The sequence below is a fragment of the Aliivibrio sp. SR45-2 genome (genome assembly GCF_963890165.1).
Classification (GTDB): Bacteria; Pseudomonadota; Gammaproteobacteria; order Enterobacterales; family Vibrionaceae; genus Aliivibrio; species Aliivibrio salmonicida.
On record NZ_CAWPRC010000185.1, the window covers coordinates 1 to 17488 of the forward strand.

The window sequence follows — 17488 nt, forward strand, 5'->3', positions numbered from 1 at the left end:
CATGCAAGGTGTCACTGGTTCGAGTCCAGTAGCGGGCACCACATTATACGAAAGAGCCCACCTAGTGTGGGCTTTTTTGTGCCTGTAATTCCCACCTAATCAGTCAGTTAGCTGCTTATGCGTCCGTTAGCGTCCATTCGTATTTTGTAAAACCCACGGTTTAAAGTAACACTGCGAGTAACCTTTTTAAAATTATCTACTTTCGATGTTACTTCAGAGATTAAAATAGCCAAAAAGTACAACACTAGGTGGGCTCTTTCGTATAATGTGGTGCCCGCTACTGGACTCGAACCAGTGACACCTTGCATGTCATGCAAGTACTCTAACCAACTGAGCTAAGCGGGCAAATCGTTAACCGGGAAGTAATTAACTTCGCCTTGAGAACGAGAGAGATAATATCTACTTCAGTAAAAATCCGCAAGCAATATTTTCAAAAAAAACGCCAACTGGTTAGTAAGTAATCGATGCGATTAAAATCAGAACACCTTGATACATAACTACTTTTAAAATACAATCGCAAATACCGTTAAAAGGACATTCACTCATGCCAACCAGTCGATTTCATCGCTTTGCATTTTTACAACCTATTGCGATCTTACTCCTTGTTGGTATCGCCATCATCTCTTTAACTTTTAGTGTGCAGAGTTTTCAGTCAGTCGAGAAGACTATCCGAACATCCTCATTTCAAGCCTTTAATAACTCCATTGAAGCCAGTTACGATATTATTGATACCGCATTAAACGAATCTATTCGACGCTACTTAAAAGGTATTGTGACAACCTCTGCTGAATTTATTAATGAAATAGAATCGTCATCCTCTTTAACTCAGCAACAAAAAAATGAGCTAATCCAGACTTACATTAATAAAAGCAAAATTGGCGCAAGTGGCTACCCTTACATTTTAAACTCAAAGGGTAAATTATTGTTCCACCCTATTTTTCAAGGGCGAGACGTTAAACAGTACATTCATATTCAAGAACAAATTAGCAAAAGTGATAACTTTGTTGAGTACTTATGGACAAATCCTGGTGAAGAAAAACCACGAAAAAAAGTAACCTATTCTGTTTATTTAAAAAACATTGATTTTATTGTCTCTGCCAGTGCTTACAAAGACGAACTACTTCATTTTATTAATAAAGACATCTTAAAAACTAAACTCGATAAATACCAATATGGCAGCACTGGGTACGTCTATGTCATCGACTTAGACGGTAAGCTGATCCTTCACCCTAATTATGAAGGTGAAAACATTGAAAGCCTCATTGGATCTCATGCAAAAGGGTTACTAAAAAAGATCCAGCAATCAGTACATAGTTATAATTTACAAATGAATCAAGTGCCTAATGCTTCATCCATCTCTCAACGAACGACTTACGTTGAAAGTTATTCTTATCAAATTAAGATGAATGGCAAATCTTATAAAAAAGATGTCTTATTCATTTACTACCCACATCTTGATTGGGCTATTGTCTCGGGGATATCTCGAGATGAATTAAACCGCCCAACAAACACGCTTCTATACAGCTTACTTACCTTAGTATTAAGTTTAATTACGATTATTGGAACCCTACTCTTACTTCTGAGTAAGCGTCACAAGAAACTCATTAACATACTGAATCGTGATTATTTAACTGGCTTATATAACCGTGGTACCTTCCATAATAAAGTATCGCCATTAATAAAATTAAATAAGAAAAATAATAAATTCACGCCCTATTCAATTGTGTTGTTAGACATCGACTTCTTTAAACGTATTAATGACACTTATGGTCATATTGTCGGTGATAAAGTGATCAGCATTGTCGGAAAAATTATCTTGCAGCATACCCACATTATCTCCTCTCGTTATGGTGGTGAAGAATTTATTTTCTTTATTCGAGAGAATGATGAAGCGAAGGTAATGGCGTTTACTGACAAAATCCGACAACAAATTAATAACTATAATACGTTACAAGCGAACATTACATTAAGCGCGGGGATAACAACCATAAATAAACCGGATGTATTGTTAGATGATGTTATAGAACAAGCAGATAAAGCGTTGTATTACTCGAAGAATACCGGACGTGATAAAATCACTCATTACAAAGACATATAAAAAAGAATAGATTGAAGTGGACAAATGATTGGCTTGTACTAATCTCAATAATGTAATGTTCTCCATTAATTAGCGCAAGGCTCTCACTAGAGCTCTTCCCCTAAGCCCGTGACTAGGAATCGTCTCGGGCTCTTTTTTTAGGGAAGCTACTCAACTAACGTTAAGCTAAGCGAATACCATCTTTTTCAATAGTAATTTTACCTGCTTTATATAGGCCGCCTATCGTCTTCTTGAATGTACCTTTACTTGTTCTGAACTCAGCAAAGATAGCTTCTGGTGTTGACTTATCACTTAGAGGTAAGAAACCTTCTTTTTTCTCTAGTGTTGCGATTACTTTTTCACTTAACTCATCCATACGAGCCACACCTGGACGCTGTAGAGATAATGAAATTTTACCGTCTTCACGCATTTCTGCAATAAAGGCTTTTAGTTGCTTACCAATGAAAAGCTTACCAAATACATCAGAGTGGAAAATCAAACCCCAATGCTCGCCATTGATTACGGCTTTGTAGCCAAGATCAGTGCGTTCTGCAATTAAGATATCAACCTGTTGGCCTTTCTCATAATTAGCAGGCGTATTATCTAACCATTTGTTAAAACGAGTAGTACCGACAATACGGCTAGATGCTTTATCGATGTATACGTAAACAAGGATGGTTTGACCTTCATCTAAACGGCCACGTTGCTCACTGAATGGCACCAATAAGTCTTTTTTAGCGATACCCCAATCCACAAACGCACCAATGCTGTTGGTGCCAATCACGTTCATTAAACCAAATTGGCCTACTTGCGCTTTTGGTGTTTCTGTAGAGGCAACCACTTCATTTTCTGAATCAAGATAAATAAACACATCAAGCGCTTCACCGGTTGCTGTGCCTTCTGGAACAAAACGACTTGGAAGAAGAATCGAACCGTAATCTCCGCCATCTAAAAAGACACCAAAATCTACCGTTTTTGTTACTTCTAATTTGTTGATTTGACCAATTTTAATCATTACTTCAATTCCTAAATAAAATACTCGGCGATTATACCCGAACTCTGATATGCTTGCTGTATGAATTACCATTTTTATAGGAATTTCCTGTGATTACAGTTGGTAAGAAAGATGGCTTATCACTAAAAATATCCCACATCGTTGAAGAATCTAAGCAGCATGAGCTTGAGATGTATCTTTTTATTCCTGGAGAGTTAGGTTTAAACAAAGACATGGTTTCTGAATCTGAATTTTATTTCAGCTCAATTCAAAGCCAGCGTACCTATTTCAGTGATAAAAACCATCTTCCCCTTGTCCACTCTCGCTTAGCTCAACGTGGACGCTTATCAACTGAACAATATCGTTTAAGTTTGAGTTTGTATGCTTATCAATATGCACTTGCCTTAGAAAAAGCCGTACAGCAACTGAATGAAACTTCCCGTGAAAACATTACGCATAAAGAAGTGGATGATGCAATTGATCTCGCCATCGACATCCTTAGAAAGTTACGACGTAACGTACCTTATGAAGATAATTTAAAACGTTACTATGCCAATATCGATAATTATTTATCTTGGTACACTGAGCAACGTTTTCTTTCATTACTTGCTCATATGCCAAGAAATGAAGAATATAAACTTGTAAAAGAACGCTTAATTGATATCTGTGAAAAAGAAGTATTACACCGTTTAGATAAAAGCTATAACTCACGAAAAGCACGTGATGACATTACTCGAATGTCGAATAAAATGCGTTTATTACGTCGTTTAATCGAGTTCCCTATTGTATTAAAAGAGAAAAACTTTGCACTAGGTAAGCACATTAAACGAATGGTGAAAGGCGGCGCAACCGCTGTTGTTATGATTTTTGTTTCATTGATGGTAATTCAAGCGCGCGGTTTCTTAGGTGAAATTACCGCCTCCTTTATTTTTGCGATCTCTTTTATCTACGCGATGCGTGAGGTATTTAAAGATGACTTACGTGATGTAATGTGGCGCTGGATACGTAAAGGCCAACCAAAATGGCGTAAACGTTATTTTGATCCTACAACCAACAGTTACGTTGGTAGAAAATTAGAATGGCTAGATTACATGACATTTGTCGAGCTCGATTCTGAAATTCAAAAACTGCGTAAACATCGAGTCGTTCAACGTGAAGAAGTGGTTTTAAGTTATAAAAGCCAAACAAAAATGGCAATCACTAAATTTATGACTGGGTATGAACAAACCCGTGAAACCATGCTCATTGATCTTCGCCCTATTGCACGTTTAATGGAAAAAGGGTCTGAAAAGATCTATCAGTTAAATGAAGGGCAAGTCAGTAAAGAATCGGTTGAAAAACGTCATCTGATTAACTTAATCATTCGAGAAACGATGGATGACTACAGTACTCAACTTCACCGTTGGAAGATTGTCGTTAACCGCTCTAAAATTGTCGATATCGAAAAAATATCAGATAACAACTAAATCGCTTCATCTCTGAATGAGTTCGTTGTTTTTTATTAAAAAGAACCTGAAATTAAAAAAGCCTCCACTCATTGTTTTTTTGAGTTGGAGGCTTTTTACTATCAATCGTCAACGTGCTCTAAAACGAGACAAATACAATTGTAAATCGTATTAATTACGCAGTAACAACCACATCGGTTGCATTCAATTGTTCTAACAGCTCTTGAACTCGTGTATTTTGAGCCAATTCATCAATGGTTATCATTACGGGTTTATTGGCTTTATTCGCAGCTTGAATTGCACAACCGATCAAATGTAATACGGCTTCATTCTGTGGTTCAAAATGATGCTCTAACGCTTCATTTTGTTTATCTACACCCAGCGTAAACTGCGTTAACGTATCAACATTAACAACCAAACCATCAAAATATTGCAATAATTTCTCAGCCATTAATGATGCAGCAGGTACATCACACACAAAGTGTACTTTTAGACCATTCAGTCCACGAGGCAAACCATAAATCGCTAAACGGTCAATAATCGTAGCTGCGTCACTTAAGTTGCGAACAAATGGAACGACAATCTGAACCACTGCCGAAGTTGAAGCAATGACTTTTTTAATTACGGCACACTCTAATGCAAATTGCTCAGAACTTTCATCCGATGCATAACGTGTTACACCACGAACGCCCATCATTGGGTTCATTTCTTTTGGCTCTAATTGACCAACAAGTAAGCCTGAAAACGCACTGCTGTCTGCATCAGAAAAAGCAATTTTCACTTCTTTTGTTTCGTCAGTAATATTGTCAAGAATCACAGTAGATAACGTATCAACAAAATGGGTTTTACCATCAGATGCGCTTTCTATTATTGCCGCAAGACTTTGTGCATCAATGTCACTCATCTTTGGCGTATTAATCACGGCCTTTGGATGATAAAACAAATGCTCTTGAATAAGCCCTGCGATAGACACATACAAAGATGCATTTGAATCGGTGCTTGATTGATAAGACGGTAAACTAGCTACGCGAGTTAACGTTGGTAAAATAGTATTAGTCATGCTTGCTCCAATGAACTCATTGATTCAGTTTAATTATATTTATGAATGATTACATGTTATTTATGTTGAACATACCGATACATTAACAACAACTCAAGCCTAAAAGATACAATAGCTTAACTTTTCCTTATCTATACACCTATCAATCAATTTTTGGGTTTCATCCCTCTTGATTTTCCGTTATCTTACCCTAGTGTATTAAAAGAATTACAGGCGAAACTATGCCATTGCAAACAGATGAACTTCGTACTCAGCCTTTAGGCCCAATGCCTACTCCAGCTGAATTAACTGCTGCCTATCCTCTTACTGATGATGTTGCCGAACACATTGAGCAATCTAGAGCTCAAGTTGAAGCAATTTTAACGGGTGAAGACAAACGACTTTTAGTCATTGTTGGCCCGTGCTCAGTACATGATACTAAAGCCGCAATGGACTACGCTGAACGTTTAGCTAAGATCCAAGAATCGTATAAAAATGAGCTTTTCATTGTTATGCGTACGTACTTTGAAAAACCGCGTACGATTGTAGGTTGGAAAGGTCTTATTACCGATCCAAACCTTGATGGTAGTTATGCTCTTGAGGCCGGTCTTCATAAAGCACGTAAACTATTACTGAACATAAATAAACTGGGTTTAGCTACAGCGACTGAGTTTTTAGATATGATCACTGGCCAATATATTTCTGACTTGATCACGTGGGGTGCCATTGGCGCTCGTACTACTGAGTCTCAAATACACCGTGAAATGGCATCTGCCCTTTCCTGTCCTGTTGGATTTAAAAACGGTACCAATGGTAATACTCAGATTGCGATGGATGCTATCCGCGCTTCTAAGGCTTCTCATTACTTCTACTCTCCAGATAAACAAGGCCGCATGACGGTATACCGTACTGCTGGTAACCCTTTTGGTCATGTTATCTTACGTGGTGGTAGCGACAAACCAAACTATGATATTGATTCTGTAACAGATGCCTGCAAACGGTTAGAAGAAGTAAACTTACCTCCTCATCTGATCGTTGATTTTAGCCACGCTAACTGTGAGAAACAACACCGTCGTCAACTTGATGTTGCAAAAGATATTTGTAATCAAATTGAATCTGGCAGCAATCAAGTTGTTGGTATTATGGCTGAAAGCTTTTTAATTGAAGGCAATCAACCAATGACGGATTTAAATAACCTAACTTATGGCCAATCGATCACTGATCCATGCCTAAGCTGGGAAGATACTGTGACTATGTTAGACATGCTATCAAACTCTATTAAAACCTCTCGTTAATTTAAAGGATAAACTATGCCTGCTTTTGATATCGTTTCTGAAGTTGATAATGTTGAACTAAAAAATGCAGTAGATAATGCTACTCGTGAATTAGCTACTCGTTTCGATTTCCGTGGTGTTGATGCTAGCTTTGAATTGAAAGGCGAAAACATCAAGATTAAAGCGGAAGATGACTTTCAGCTAACGCAACTTGTTGATATTTTACGTGGTAACCTTGCGAAACGTGGCGTTGATGCTCGTTCAATGGATGTAAAAGACGCGGTTCATTCTGGTAAAAACTTTTACCAAGACATCGACTTTAAACAAGGCATTGATCCTCTTATCTCTAAGAAATTAGTGAAAGAAATCAAAGCATCAAAAGTTAAAGTTCAAGCCGCTATCCAAGGTGAACAATTACGTATTACGGGTAAAAACCGTGACGACCTTCAAGCTGCAATGGCTATAGTTCGTGAAGGTGACTTTGGTCAACCATTCCAATTCACTAACTTCCGTGACTAATATTAAATCAACACCATTTTGATTTAATAAAAATAAAGCGTCTACATGTAGACGCTTTATTATTTTCTACTATCCAATCAATCGCTCAAACTCATCAATTTGTTTACTTACCCTATCCAAACTCTGCTGCCAAAAAAACTCTTTCGTTAAATCCATTTGCAAATGCTTATTCACGACGTCTTCTGCACGCATTGAGCCAGTATCACGCAATAAATTAACATAATCACGATAAAAGCTATCCCCTTTTGCTTCTCGTTGTGCGTATACACCGATGCTAAATAGATAACCAAATAAATACGGGTAATTATAAAAACTCACCTCAGGAATGCTGAAATGTAATTTACTTGCCCAGAATAATGAATCAGGTTCTGACATTGAATCACCATACCAATCATTCCACGTTTTACTCATTAACTCTGATAGTTGCTCTGGCCCTAACTCCTGAGTTGAGCGTTGTTCATAAAATGATTTTTCAAATTCATAACGTACTGGAATATTTATCGTTAATGCTAAAGCAGAAGATAACTCCTCCCATAACATTTCTATTTTATCTTCTTTTGTTTTCGCCTTTGCCAATAACGCATCACGAACTGCATTTTCTGCAAAAATAGAGGCGGTTTCCGCTAATGTCATTGGGTACTTTGTTTTACATAAAGGCATGTCTCGCATTACCCAATTATGGAATGCATGACCTAATTCATGAGCAAGCGTTAATACATCCGACATACTGTCACCCCATGTCATAAAGACTAGAGGTGTGCGCGAATCTGCAAACTTAGTACAATACGCACCAAGACGTTTGGTCGATTGCGGTGCTGCATCAATCCAACCATTAGTTACCATCAGAGCCACAAAATCGGCCATTTCTTGAGATACGCTGCCAAATGCCTCTTTAATGATATCTATCGCTTCATCAAAAGAATAAGTAGAAGCACTCCCACTCAATGGAGGCATTGAAGCAAGTTGATCCCAAGGTGTTAGCTTCTCAGTACCAAACATTTTAGCCATTAAACGTGCTGCTTTTTGTCCTACAGCACGATTTTTCTTTGCTACTGACATCATGCTATCTAATGTTGCTTGTTCTATACGGCTACCATGTAAACTTGACTCTAAAAAATGTACTGATGCTGTTGCGCTTCGTTTTTCATATTCAGCTAACCGCCACCCCGATAACGCATTTAAAATGGCAGAAAAACTCTCTTGATTTTGTTTCATTGCTAATTGAATTGCTCGCCATGCTGGTTCTCTACGGTTTTCATCACTTCCGTATAAAATACTTGCAGCTTGCGATAAACCAATGGTTTCTTGATCTCCATTAGACAGCGCTAACGTCACGGTCATAGAACCGGTAATATTATCGTATAAACGGCCCCATGCATTTTTACCATCAACACTCATAGCAGAGAGAAGCTGCTCTTCTTTAACACTCAAACGTGTCGCAATAAGCTTCCTTTCTTCTTCTAATAAGAAACGTTGGGCTTCTAATTCTTCACTGTATGATAGAACCTCTTCAAATAAAGCGGTTGGTGAATTCACTATCGCATCAAGATAAGGGCTAAAAGCTTGTGATAATTCGGATGACAATTTATTCATCTTATTCACAAGCGCTTTTGCTTGGTTATCAGACGCATCAACAGAAGCAATACAATTACCATAACTCGCCACTGTTGCAAGTAACACTGAAATGGATTCTCTGTCTAAAATCGCTTGTTGTAATGCACTAGCATGTAATTCAGCAGTCGAACTGAAAAGCGTCTTTATTTTTTGTTCAATAGTAATGATTGTCGCATCTAATTTTGGATCATTTAATGATTCAAAAGCAACGGAAAGATCCCAGCTAGGAGCTGTCATAATACGGTCCTTTATTCGCGTTTTATTATATAAAGCCAATAGTACCCATTAAGTACTCAATATCTTCAGCTCTCTTTTTTTCGTTATTTACTGCATTATTTACATCATATTAATTATCTATTTTTTGGACTAATAGACAAGCTCGATGCCCAATTTCAACATTAGAATTAGGGAAAACAACATTTTCTCCACCACCACTAGCATAACATTTTTGACTCCCCTCAGAAGAAAGTAACTGCCCTTCATTAAACAACGTAAAATTAGCTAAATCCACAGGGAAGTGAAATTCAAAGTCACTACTTTTCTTTATGATGCTTCGAGTTACTTGATACTCAATTAAGGATGAACTGTGTTTGTCTATATCAACATTCAATTCGTTAGTCGCTGTTTCAGAAGTACTAATAAACCCTCTTAATCCATGAATGAAATCAGCCAACGGTTCAAAATCATTCTCGCCCAGTTTCGCTACTTTTCCTAATTCGATGGTGGCCGCATGCGCTCCATGATATTCAGCACTGTACCAACTGAAAGTGGATGCCGGTGCTTCAGAGAATAAACACGCTTCAATCTGACTGTCATTTAGAAAAGAAAGTAATTTATCAGAACGTTGATAATGACGATTAAAAGGATGTATCGCGAAGGTGTAATGCATTGAACGACGAATTGCACAGTGTAAATCTAAATGCCACACGTCGTCTGCATTATGCTTCTGATAAAAAGTATCGACTTGATTCATCAGAGAATTCGCTAATGCGACCTCTTTAATTTCTGAATTATCATTATGATAACCAGTAAATAAACGATTTAAATTGGTGTCTAAAAAACGCTGCTCTTTTAAGGTCGCTTGAGGGTGACCATAAATAAATAAACATGGGTCATTTAAACACAGTTTTCCGGATTGAATATCAATAAGGATGGAGTCTAGAATTTCGATAGGTGAGGTTTCATTACCATGAATACCAGAAGAAAGGATAATGGCTCTATTTGAACATTTAGGTGGAACAACTTCAACGACACCCCTGATGTGCTGAATCACCACCGTTCCGTTCGCTAATTCCCATGAACGTGAAGATATTGATTTAGTAAGATCTAAAGTATCTTTAATAAATGACGTATATTCCATCTGAATTACTCTTCCTTGGTAAAATATTCAACCAAGAAACAGTACCATTAATGAAACATAAGATTAACAACATCTATTCCAGAATGTGAGTCTACCCTTTTGATTTCTAGTATAAGATGAGTATTATTAATTCTTAGTGGCATAAAAAAAGCCGTATGATTTATCATACAGCTTCATTTATTCTACGGCCAAAGCCGGCATTATTATTTTTCTACAGGCAGATCTTCAACACGTGCTTTCAATTTCTGGCCTGGTTTGAACGTTACTACTCGGCGTGCTGAAATTGGAATGTCTTCACCCGTTTTTGGGTTACGTCCTGGTCGCTCGCTCTTTTCGCGCAAGTCAAAATTACCAAAACCAGATAATTTCACTTGTTCGCCACTCTCTAGAGCTTGCTTAATCTCTTCGAAAAATACTTCTACCGTTTCCTTGGCGTCGCGTTTACTTAATCCAACTTTTTCAAATAAGGTCTCAGCCAAATCAGCTTTAGTGAGTGCCATAAAAACTACCCTCAGGTTACGTTAGGACAGAGTTACAGTATTTACTGTAACCGGAAAACTTAATAGTTAGAACAATGACATAAGATTAAACTAACTAATCACAGTGTATGCCAACTGACTGATTTTCGCCAACTTTTTTATGTGATAAAGCGCTACATTTATAAGACAAAAAATAAATTATCGCTTTATTTCAATCATGAACTTTCAGTTATTGCTTAAACACATCACTATAGTAGTTAATCTAACTACTTTTTTACGAAAATTCGATATATATATCTACTTTCAATAAGTGTGACATGATGCCGAAATTTATTAATAATTTTAATATTAATCCATCCATTTGATTGTGAAAGAGATTAGTCTCCTTTTTATATCGATAAAAAACACATGCTATTGTCGATTCACATTCATGAACAGGATTAAATACTCCCCTATTATTTATAGGTTCGATTATAAAAAAAATCCAGTATCAACCTTCATTGATACTGGATTCATTGTATTTATATTTAGCTAAAAGAGCTAATTAGTCACGCAGTGTTGCTGAGAACTTCTCACCAATTGCCGCAACAATAGCGTCAACAGCTGAAGTGATATCAGCCTCTTCTAATGTACGCTCAACAGATTGAAGTGTCAGTGCGATTGCCAGACTCTTCTTACCATCTTCAACACCTTGACCGCGGTAAACATCAAACAATTTCGCGCTAGTTAATAACTCGCCACCTGCTGCTAAACACTCAGCAACGATGTCACCAGAAGCAATGGCTTCATCTGCAACAATCGCGATATCACGACGGTTTGCAGGGAACTTCGATACTGCTGCAGCTTCTGGGATAACGCGAGTGTTGATTGCGTCCCACTCGATTTCAAACATGATTGTACGACCGTTCAAGCCAAACTTACGCTCTAGCTCTGGGTGTACTGTACCGATGAAACCAACTTCTTTTCCGCCAACAACGATAGCCGCTGTTTGACCTGGGTGAAGTGCAGGGTGTTGTGCTGCTTTAAACTCGTACGCTAACTCGTTAGCTGTTAGTTCAAGAATCGCTTCTAAATCGCCTTTAAGGTCAAAAAAGTCAACGGTGTTTGTTGCAATATCCCAGTGCTCTTCACCACGAGTACCGGCGATGATACCAGCAAGCATCATTTCTTGACGCATGCCGTTTTCTGCTGATTCTTCAGGAATAAAACGTAAACCAGATTCGAATAAACGAACGCGTGGTTGTTGACGTTTTTGGTTATGAACAACGGTGTTGATCAAACCAGTCCATAGGCTTAGACGCATTGCTGACATGTCTGCTGAAATTGGAAATGGCAGAATTAACGGCTCAATCTCAGGCACGATCAGTTTTTGTTGCTCAGGTTCTACAAAGCTGTAGGTAATTGCTTCGTGGTAACCGCGGTCAACAAGAAGATCACGAACACGCTTAAGCGGTTGGTTTGCTTCTTTATGATCGTTCATGTTTAATGCAGCAACAGGTGCTTGGTTTGGAATATTATTGTAACCGTAAATACGACCTACTTCTTCAATTAGGTCTTGCTCGATTGCAATATCAAAACGCCATGATGGAGATGTTGCTGTCCAACCTGTATCCGTTGTCTCAACAACACAACCTAAACGCGTTAAGATCTCAACCACATCTGTTGATGGGATGTGATGACCTAAAAGACCGTCTAGTTTGCTGCGACGTAACGCAACTGTGCTTTCTTTTGGAAGATCTGCTTCAGATTCAGCCGCAGAAATAGGCGCAACTTCACCACCACAAAGTTCAACAAGAAGCTGTGTTGCACGCTCCATCGCTGTTGCTTGTAGCGTTGAATCTACACCACGCTCAAAACGTAGAGATGAATCAGTGTGTAGACCGTATGCACGAGCACGACCACGGATGTGATCTGGTGCGAAGAACGCACACTCAAGCATAATATCTGTTGTTTCAGACGTAACACCTGATTCTTTACCACCAAAGATACCAGCAATTGCTAGTGCTTTGTTTTGATCAGCGATAACAAGTGTATTGCTGTTTAGTTTTGCTTCGTTGCCATCAAGAAGAGTTAATTTCTCATCTTGTTCAGCCATACGAACCACAATGCCGCCGTCGATCTTAGCAAGATCAAACGCATGCATTGGTTGGCCTTGCTCAAGCATTACGTAGTTTGTGATATCTACAATCGCATCGATTGAACGAATACCACAACGACGCAGTTTCTCTTGCATCCAAATTGGCGTTTCCGCTTTTGCGTTTACGTTCTTGATAACACGACCAAGGTAACGTGGACACGCTTCAGTTGCTTTAACGTCAATAGAAACGGTATCTTCGATGCTTGTTGTTACTGCTTCGATAGTTGGTTCTGTTACGTCTGCACGGTTAAGAACACCGACTTCACGAGCTAAACCACGAATGCTGAAACAGTCAGCGCGGTTTGCTGTTAGGTCAACATCGATAGCAACATCGTTAAGCTCAAGAAGCTCACGAACGTCCATACCTAATGTAGAGCCTTCAGGTAATTCTAAAATACCGTCAGATTCAACATCAATACCTAGCTCAGAGAAAGAACAAAGCATGCCGTGTGATGGAACACCACGTAGTTTTGCTTTCTTAATTTTAAAGTCACCAGGAAGTACAGCACCAACCGTTGCAACTGCAACCGTTAAGCCAAGACGACAGTTAGATGCACCACATACGATGTCTAAAAGCTCTTCTTCGCCGATATCAATTTTAGTTACACGAAGTTTGTCTGCGTCTGGGTGTTGACCACACTCAACCACTTTACCTACTTTAACGCCGGTGAAGTCACCAGCAACAGGTGCAACTTCATCAACTTCCAAACCAGCCATTGTGATTTGGTGAGCTAGCTCTTCGCTGTTAATAGCAGGTTTAACCCACTCGCGTAGCCAAGATTCACTGAATTTCATAAATTTCTAGCCCCGAATTACTTGAATTGTTTAAGGAAACGAAGGTCGTTCTCGAAGAACGCACGAAGGTCATTTACGCCGTAACGAAGCATAGTTAGACGCTCAACACCCATACCAAACGCAAAGCCTGAGTATTTTTCAGGGTCGATGCCAACAGAGCGAAGTACGTTAGGGTGAACCATGCCACAACCTAATACTTCTAACCATTTACCATCTTTACGCTTCACATCAACTTCAGCAGAAGGTTCTGTGAATGGGAAAAATGAAGGACGGAAACGCACTTCAACTTCTTCTTCAAAGAAATTACAAAGGAAATCGTGAAGAATACCTTTAAGCTGTGCAAAGTTAACGTTCTCATCAACTAACATACCTTCCACTTGGTGGAACATTGGTGTGTGAGTTTGATCGTAATCGTTACGGTAAACACGGCCCGGAGCGATGAAACGGAATGGGGGTTTGCCATTTTCCATTGTACGGATCTGAACACCTGAAGTGTGCGTACGCAGCATTAAATCAGGGTTAAAGAAGAACGTATCGTGATCAGTACGCGCTGGGTGATCATCAGCAATGTTCAATGCATCGAAGTTATGGAATGCATCTTCGATTTCAGGGCCTGATTCTGTGCTGAAACCTAATTCACCAAAGAATTGCTCAATACGCTCAACGGTACGAGTAACTGGGTGTAAACCACCGTTCTCGATACGACGGCCCGGAAGGCTTACATCGATAGTTTCAGCAGCAAGTTTCGCTTCAAGCTCTGCAGTTTGAAGAGAGTCTTTACGCTCAACTAATAACGTTTGAACAGTCTGCTTCGCTTTATTGATCAATTGACCCGCTTCACGACGTTCTGTCGGATCTAGTTTTCCTAGACCTTGAAGCTGAAGTGTCAAATGCCCTTTTTTACCTAAATATTGAACACGGACTTCGTCCAGAGCGACTAAAGAGCCTGCTTGTTCAATTTCTGCCGTTGCATTGGCAATGATCTCGTCTAGATGTTGCATCGTTTCCTCATCCACTTACTAGTGGTATCCGTTGCGAGTAAAATACATATTACTGTACATACTAATGAATCAGAGCGCTAAATCCAAATTGAATTGAAGTAAAAGATTCAATCTTATACAAAAAAGCGATTTTACTTTATCAAAAGCGTTATCTTTCACCAGTTTGTTACCTCTTTTCTCTATTTATTTTTCTATTTTAACCTCCTGTACTCATGACAATCCCCCTCATAGAAGAAAAAAACAAAAGATCAAATGAAAATGATAGTAATTATCATTCGCGATCTATATTATCGATTCCAGATTATGAGAACAAAAACTTTCAAGGAATTAATATGTCTAACAAAAAAACATTTTTGGCAGCCTCAATTTTAATGGCTATCTCCCCTATCCTTCATGCAGAAACCTCTTCTAATGGGAAGGCGACAATGTTTGATGAAGTTGTTGTTTCTGCAACTCGAACTGAGCAAAGTATTAAAGATGTTTCAAGCTCTATATCAAAAGTTACTTCCGATGACATCGATAATACAATGGCAACAGATATTCAAGATGCATTAAAATATACCCCAGGAGTTAGTGCTAACGGTGGCGGTCGTTTTGGTTTATCAGGGTTTACAATTCGCGGCATGAGCGATAGCCGAATTAAAGTACTCGTGGATGGTGTCCAACAACCTACCTCTTACAACCCCGGTTCAAACGAACAGCGTAAATACCCTAGTACTATTGAAATTGACACGTTAAAAGCCATTGAAATAAATAAAGGTCCCTCTTCAACTCTTTATGGCTCTGATGCACTTGGTGGCACTGTTCTAATGGAGACTAAAAATCCTGACGATATTTTAAGAACCGAGGGAGATGAAAACGCTTTTGAAGTAAAAACAGGCTATAACAGCGTAGACTCAAGCACAAAGACAACGGGTACTTGGGCAATGCGTGCCGCTGAACTAGAAACTCTAGTTATGTTAACGTATAAAAAAGGCAGTGAATCACAAACTCATTCTAATGGTGCTAATATTGAAGGACCAAATCGTGGAGCGGCAAACCCAGCGGATGCACAAATTGGTAACCTTCTCGCTAAAGCTTTCTACCAATTAAATGATTCACACCGCATCGGCACAACCGTTGAATATTACACCTCTCAATATAATGAAGATGAGCTTTCCCAAAATGGTTATTCCATGATGAGTAGAGGTGTCCCTATCATTACTTATTATGATAATTACAATAAAGACACAACAACTCGATTACGCGTTGGGTTAGAGCACGAATGGACAGCCAATAATGCGTTGTTTGATACGCTAGAATCAAAATTAAACGTACAACAAACTGAATCATTATCTGAAAACTACGATACTTCCACTGGTCCTTATGGCAGCGGTCGCCGAATGCGTGAGCGTATCGCCAACGACGATTCAATCCAATTTGATGCTCAATTTGATAAGATCGCGGAATTTGGGGAAGGCTTTCATCAAATCACTTACGGCCTGAGCTTTAGACAAAACAAATTTGCGACAGAAAATACCGATTATAAATACGACCAAGGCACATCTGGCCCCGGACATACAGATATGCCCGATGCAACGATGACTCAATATGGTATTTTTGCACAAGATCAAGCTTTCTTACTTGATGAACAGTTAGTGCTAACCGCTGGTTTACGCTATGACTCATTTGAAGCGAAACCAGAAACCAATGACGGCTTTAAAACAGAATATCCTGACAGTAAAAATGACGCTTTTACGGCTAAATTAGGTTCGGTTTATCATATAAACAATAACTTCAGTGTACTTGCTCAAGTCAGCCAAGGCTTTAAAGCCCCTACTCTACAAGACATGTATTATTTCTATGACAGTGGCGCTGTTATAGATGCTAACCCAGATCTTAAAGCCGAAAGCAGCATCTCTTATGAAACAGGGATTCGAGCACAATCAAATGCCGCACAGGTTGAATTAATCGCTTTCTATAATGATTATTCTGATTTCATCAATCAACAATATATAGGTAAAGTTGTTGGTGGCCCGAACGATGGAAAAGAACATTACACAAAAGAAAATATCGATTCTGTGGAAATTTATGGTGTTGAATTTAGTTCTACTTATTTATTAGATGAAGCGTTTGATGCACCTCAAGGAACCTACTCGAAGCTAAGTATTGCTTATGCTGAAGGCCGAGATAAAAAAACTGGCGCATCAATAGACAGTGTTGCCCCACTCACTTCAAACCTAGGTTTAGGTTATGACTCTGTCGGCTATACTTACGGTGCTTTATTAAATGTAAATATGGTGGCAGCAAAAGATAAATGGTCAAACGTTGGTCATGAAAACATTGATGTTGCAGGCTACACCTTGGTTGATTTAACCGCTTACTACAAACCAATGCAAGATTTAACGCTTCGTGGTGGTTTATTCAATGCGTTTGACAAGCAATATTGGTTATACAACGACATGATTGGTACTGAAGCTAGTGATGACGGCATTGACCGTAAAGCTCAAGCAGGTCGTAACTGGGGTATTGAATTAGACTATAAATTCTAAATTTATAACTCAACACTAATAAAAGCGGCATCATAGCCGCTTTTTTATGTCTGTTGTATTATTTATTATTTCAGAGGATTAAAATGGACCGTAGTTATCGATTTCCTTCAAACGTTCCACTTCAATAAAATAACTTTTCTTAAATACATTCAATAAATTATCTCTAATTTCATTTTTATCTTTTGATTGGTAATACAGTCCATCAAACGAGTTAAATAACCTA

At 38.6% G+C, this 17488-nt stretch carries 12 protein-coding genes and 1 tRNA gene; 5 read left to right on the plus strand and 8 right to left on the minus strand.

Features of this window, described 5'->3' with window-relative positions; all coding sequences use genetic code 11:
- Positions 1 to 268 precede the first annotated feature (268 nt).
- A tRNA-Val gene (locus AACV33_RS17715) sits at positions 269 to 345 on the minus strand.
- A 199-nt stretch (positions 346 to 544) separates the two neighbouring features.
- On the opposite strand from AACV33_RS17715, the gene AACV33_RS17720 reads away from it, so the two are divergent.
- Positions 545 to 2098, plus strand: coding sequence for a diguanylate cyclase (locus tag AACV33_RS17720; protein WP_182700475.1), 1554 nt, complete (start codon positions 545 to 547; stop codon positions 2096 to 2098).
- 160 nt (positions 2099 to 2258) lie between these two features.
- Here AACV33_RS17720 and AACV33_RS17725 read toward each other — a convergent pair whose 3' ends face one another.
- Entirely contained in the window at positions 2259 to 3092 is an 834-nt protein-coding gene (locus tag AACV33_RS17725; RefSeq protein WP_023603167.1) for a CvfB family protein, read from the minus strand.
- An 89-nt stretch (positions 3093 to 3181) separates the two neighbouring features.
- Here AACV33_RS17725 and AACV33_RS17730 point away from each other — a divergent pair, with 89 nt between their 5' ends.
- The gene (locus AACV33_RS17730) at positions 3182 to 4537 is read left to right on the plus strand and encodes a hypothetical protein (protein WP_012550330.1); all 1356 of its coding nucleotides are present in this window, start codon (positions 3182 to 3184) and stop codon (positions 4535 to 4537) included.
- Between the two features lie 154 nt (positions 4538 to 4691).
- Here AACV33_RS17730 and AACV33_RS17735 read toward each other — a convergent pair whose 3' ends face one another.
- Positions 4692 to 5576 (minus strand): putative PEP-binding protein, encoded by an 885-nt coding sequence (locus AACV33_RS17735; RefSeq protein ID WP_182700476.1) that lies wholly within the window; start codon positions 5574 to 5576, stop codon positions 4692 to 4694.
- A gap of 221 nt (positions 5577 to 5797) precedes the next feature.
- Here AACV33_RS17735 and AACV33_RS17740 point away from each other — a divergent pair, with 221 nt between their 5' ends.
- Positions 5798 to 6850 (plus strand): 3-deoxy-7-phosphoheptulonate synthase, encoded by a 1053-nt coding sequence (locus tag AACV33_RS17740; protein ID WP_012550332.1) that lies wholly within the window; start codon positions 5798 to 5800, stop codon positions 6848 to 6850.
- A gap of 15 nt (positions 6851 to 6865) precedes the next feature.
- On the plus strand, positions 6866 to 7348 hold the full coding sequence (locus AACV33_RS17745; RefSeq protein WP_012550333.1) for a YajQ family cyclic di-GMP-binding protein: 483 nt from the start codon (positions 6866 to 6868) through the stop codon (positions 7346 to 7348).
- Positions 7349 to 7417: 69 nt separating this feature from the next.
- Here the strand turns inward: AACV33_RS17745 and AACV33_RS17750 are convergent, their stop codons facing one another.
- The 5 genes from AACV33_RS17750 to pheS form a co-directional block, all read right to left on the minus strand.
- On the minus strand, positions 7418 to 9199 hold the full coding sequence (locus AACV33_RS17750; protein WP_017021106.1) for a M3 family oligoendopeptidase: 1782 nt from the start codon (positions 9197 to 9199) through the stop codon (positions 7418 to 7420).
- Between the two features lie 109 nt (positions 9200 to 9308).
- Positions 9309 to 10322, minus strand: a complete 1014-nt coding sequence (locus AACV33_RS17755; RefSeq protein ID WP_182700477.1) for a succinylglutamate desuccinylase — start codon at positions 10320 to 10322, stop codon at positions 9309 to 9311.
- A gap of 203 nt (positions 10323 to 10525) precedes the next feature.
- Positions 10526 to 10822 (minus strand): integration host factor subunit alpha, encoded by a 297-nt coding sequence (ihfA, locus tag AACV33_RS17760; RefSeq protein WP_012550336.1) that lies wholly within the window; start codon positions 10820 to 10822, stop codon positions 10526 to 10528.
- Positions 10823 to 11345: 523 nt separating this feature from the next.
- Positions 11346 to 13733, minus strand: coding sequence for a phenylalanine--tRNA ligase subunit beta (gene pheT / locus AACV33_RS17765; RefSeq protein WP_182700478.1), 2388 nt, complete (start codon positions 13731 to 13733; stop codon positions 11346 to 11348).
- A gap of 17 nt (positions 13734 to 13750) precedes the next feature.
- Positions 13751 to 14734 (minus strand): phenylalanine--tRNA ligase subunit alpha, encoded by a 984-nt coding sequence (pheS, locus tag AACV33_RS17770; RefSeq protein WP_017021109.1) that lies wholly within the window; start codon positions 14732 to 14734, stop codon positions 13751 to 13753.
- A gap of 332 nt (positions 14735 to 15066) precedes the next feature.
- Between pheS and AACV33_RS17775 the strand changes: the two genes are divergently transcribed.
- Complete coding sequence (locus AACV33_RS17775) at positions 15067 to 17265, plus strand: TonB-dependent hemoglobin/transferrin/lactoferrin family receptor (protein WP_182700479.1); 2199 nt, start codon at positions 15067 to 15069, stop codon at positions 17263 to 17265.
- Positions 17266 to 17488 lie beyond the last annotated feature (223 nt).

Excerpts from the sequence above, each read along its gene's own strand:
- ihfA (WP_012550336.1), bottom strand. The coding sequence starts at position 10,822 with ATGGCACTCACTAAAGCTGATTTGGCTGAGACCTTATTTGAAAAAGTT.
- AACV33_RS17750 (WP_017021106.1), bottom strand. The coding sequence starts at position 9,199 with ATGACAGCTCCTAGCTGGGATCTTTCCGTTGCTTTTGAATCATTAAAT.
- pheT (WP_182700478.1), bottom strand. The coding sequence starts at position 13,733 with ATGAAATTCAGTGAATCTTGGCTACGCGAGTGGGTTAAACCTGCTATT.
- AACV33_RS17775 (WP_182700479.1), top strand. The coding sequence starts at position 15,067 with ATGTCTAACAAAAAAACATTTTTGGCAGCCTCAATTTTAATGGCTATC.
- AACV33_RS17735 (WP_182700476.1), bottom strand. The coding sequence starts at position 5,576 with ATGACTAATACTATTTTACCAACGTTAACTCGCGTAGCTAGTTTACCG.
- AACV33_RS17745 (WP_012550333.1), top strand. The coding sequence starts at position 6,866 with ATGCCTGCTTTTGATATCGTTTCTGAAGTTGATAATGTTGAACTAAAA.
- AACV33_RS17755 (WP_182700477.1), bottom strand. The coding sequence starts at position 10,322 with ATGGAATATACGTCATTTATTAAAGATACTTTAGATCTTACTAAATCA.
- AACV33_RS17725 (WP_023603167.1), bottom strand. The coding sequence starts at position 3,092 with ATGATTAAAATTGGTCAAATCAACAAATTAGAAGTAACAAAAACGGTA.
- AACV33_RS17740 (WP_012550332.1), top strand. The coding sequence starts at position 5,798 with ATGCCATTGCAAACAGATGAACTTCGTACTCAGCCTTTAGGCCCAATG.
- pheS (WP_017021109.1), bottom strand. The coding sequence starts at position 14,734 with ATGCAACATCTAGACGAGATCATTGCCAATGCAACGGCAGAAATTGAA.
- AACV33_RS17720 (WP_182700475.1), top strand. The coding sequence starts at position 545 with ATGCCAACCAGTCGATTTCATCGCTTTGCATTTTTACAACCTATTGCG.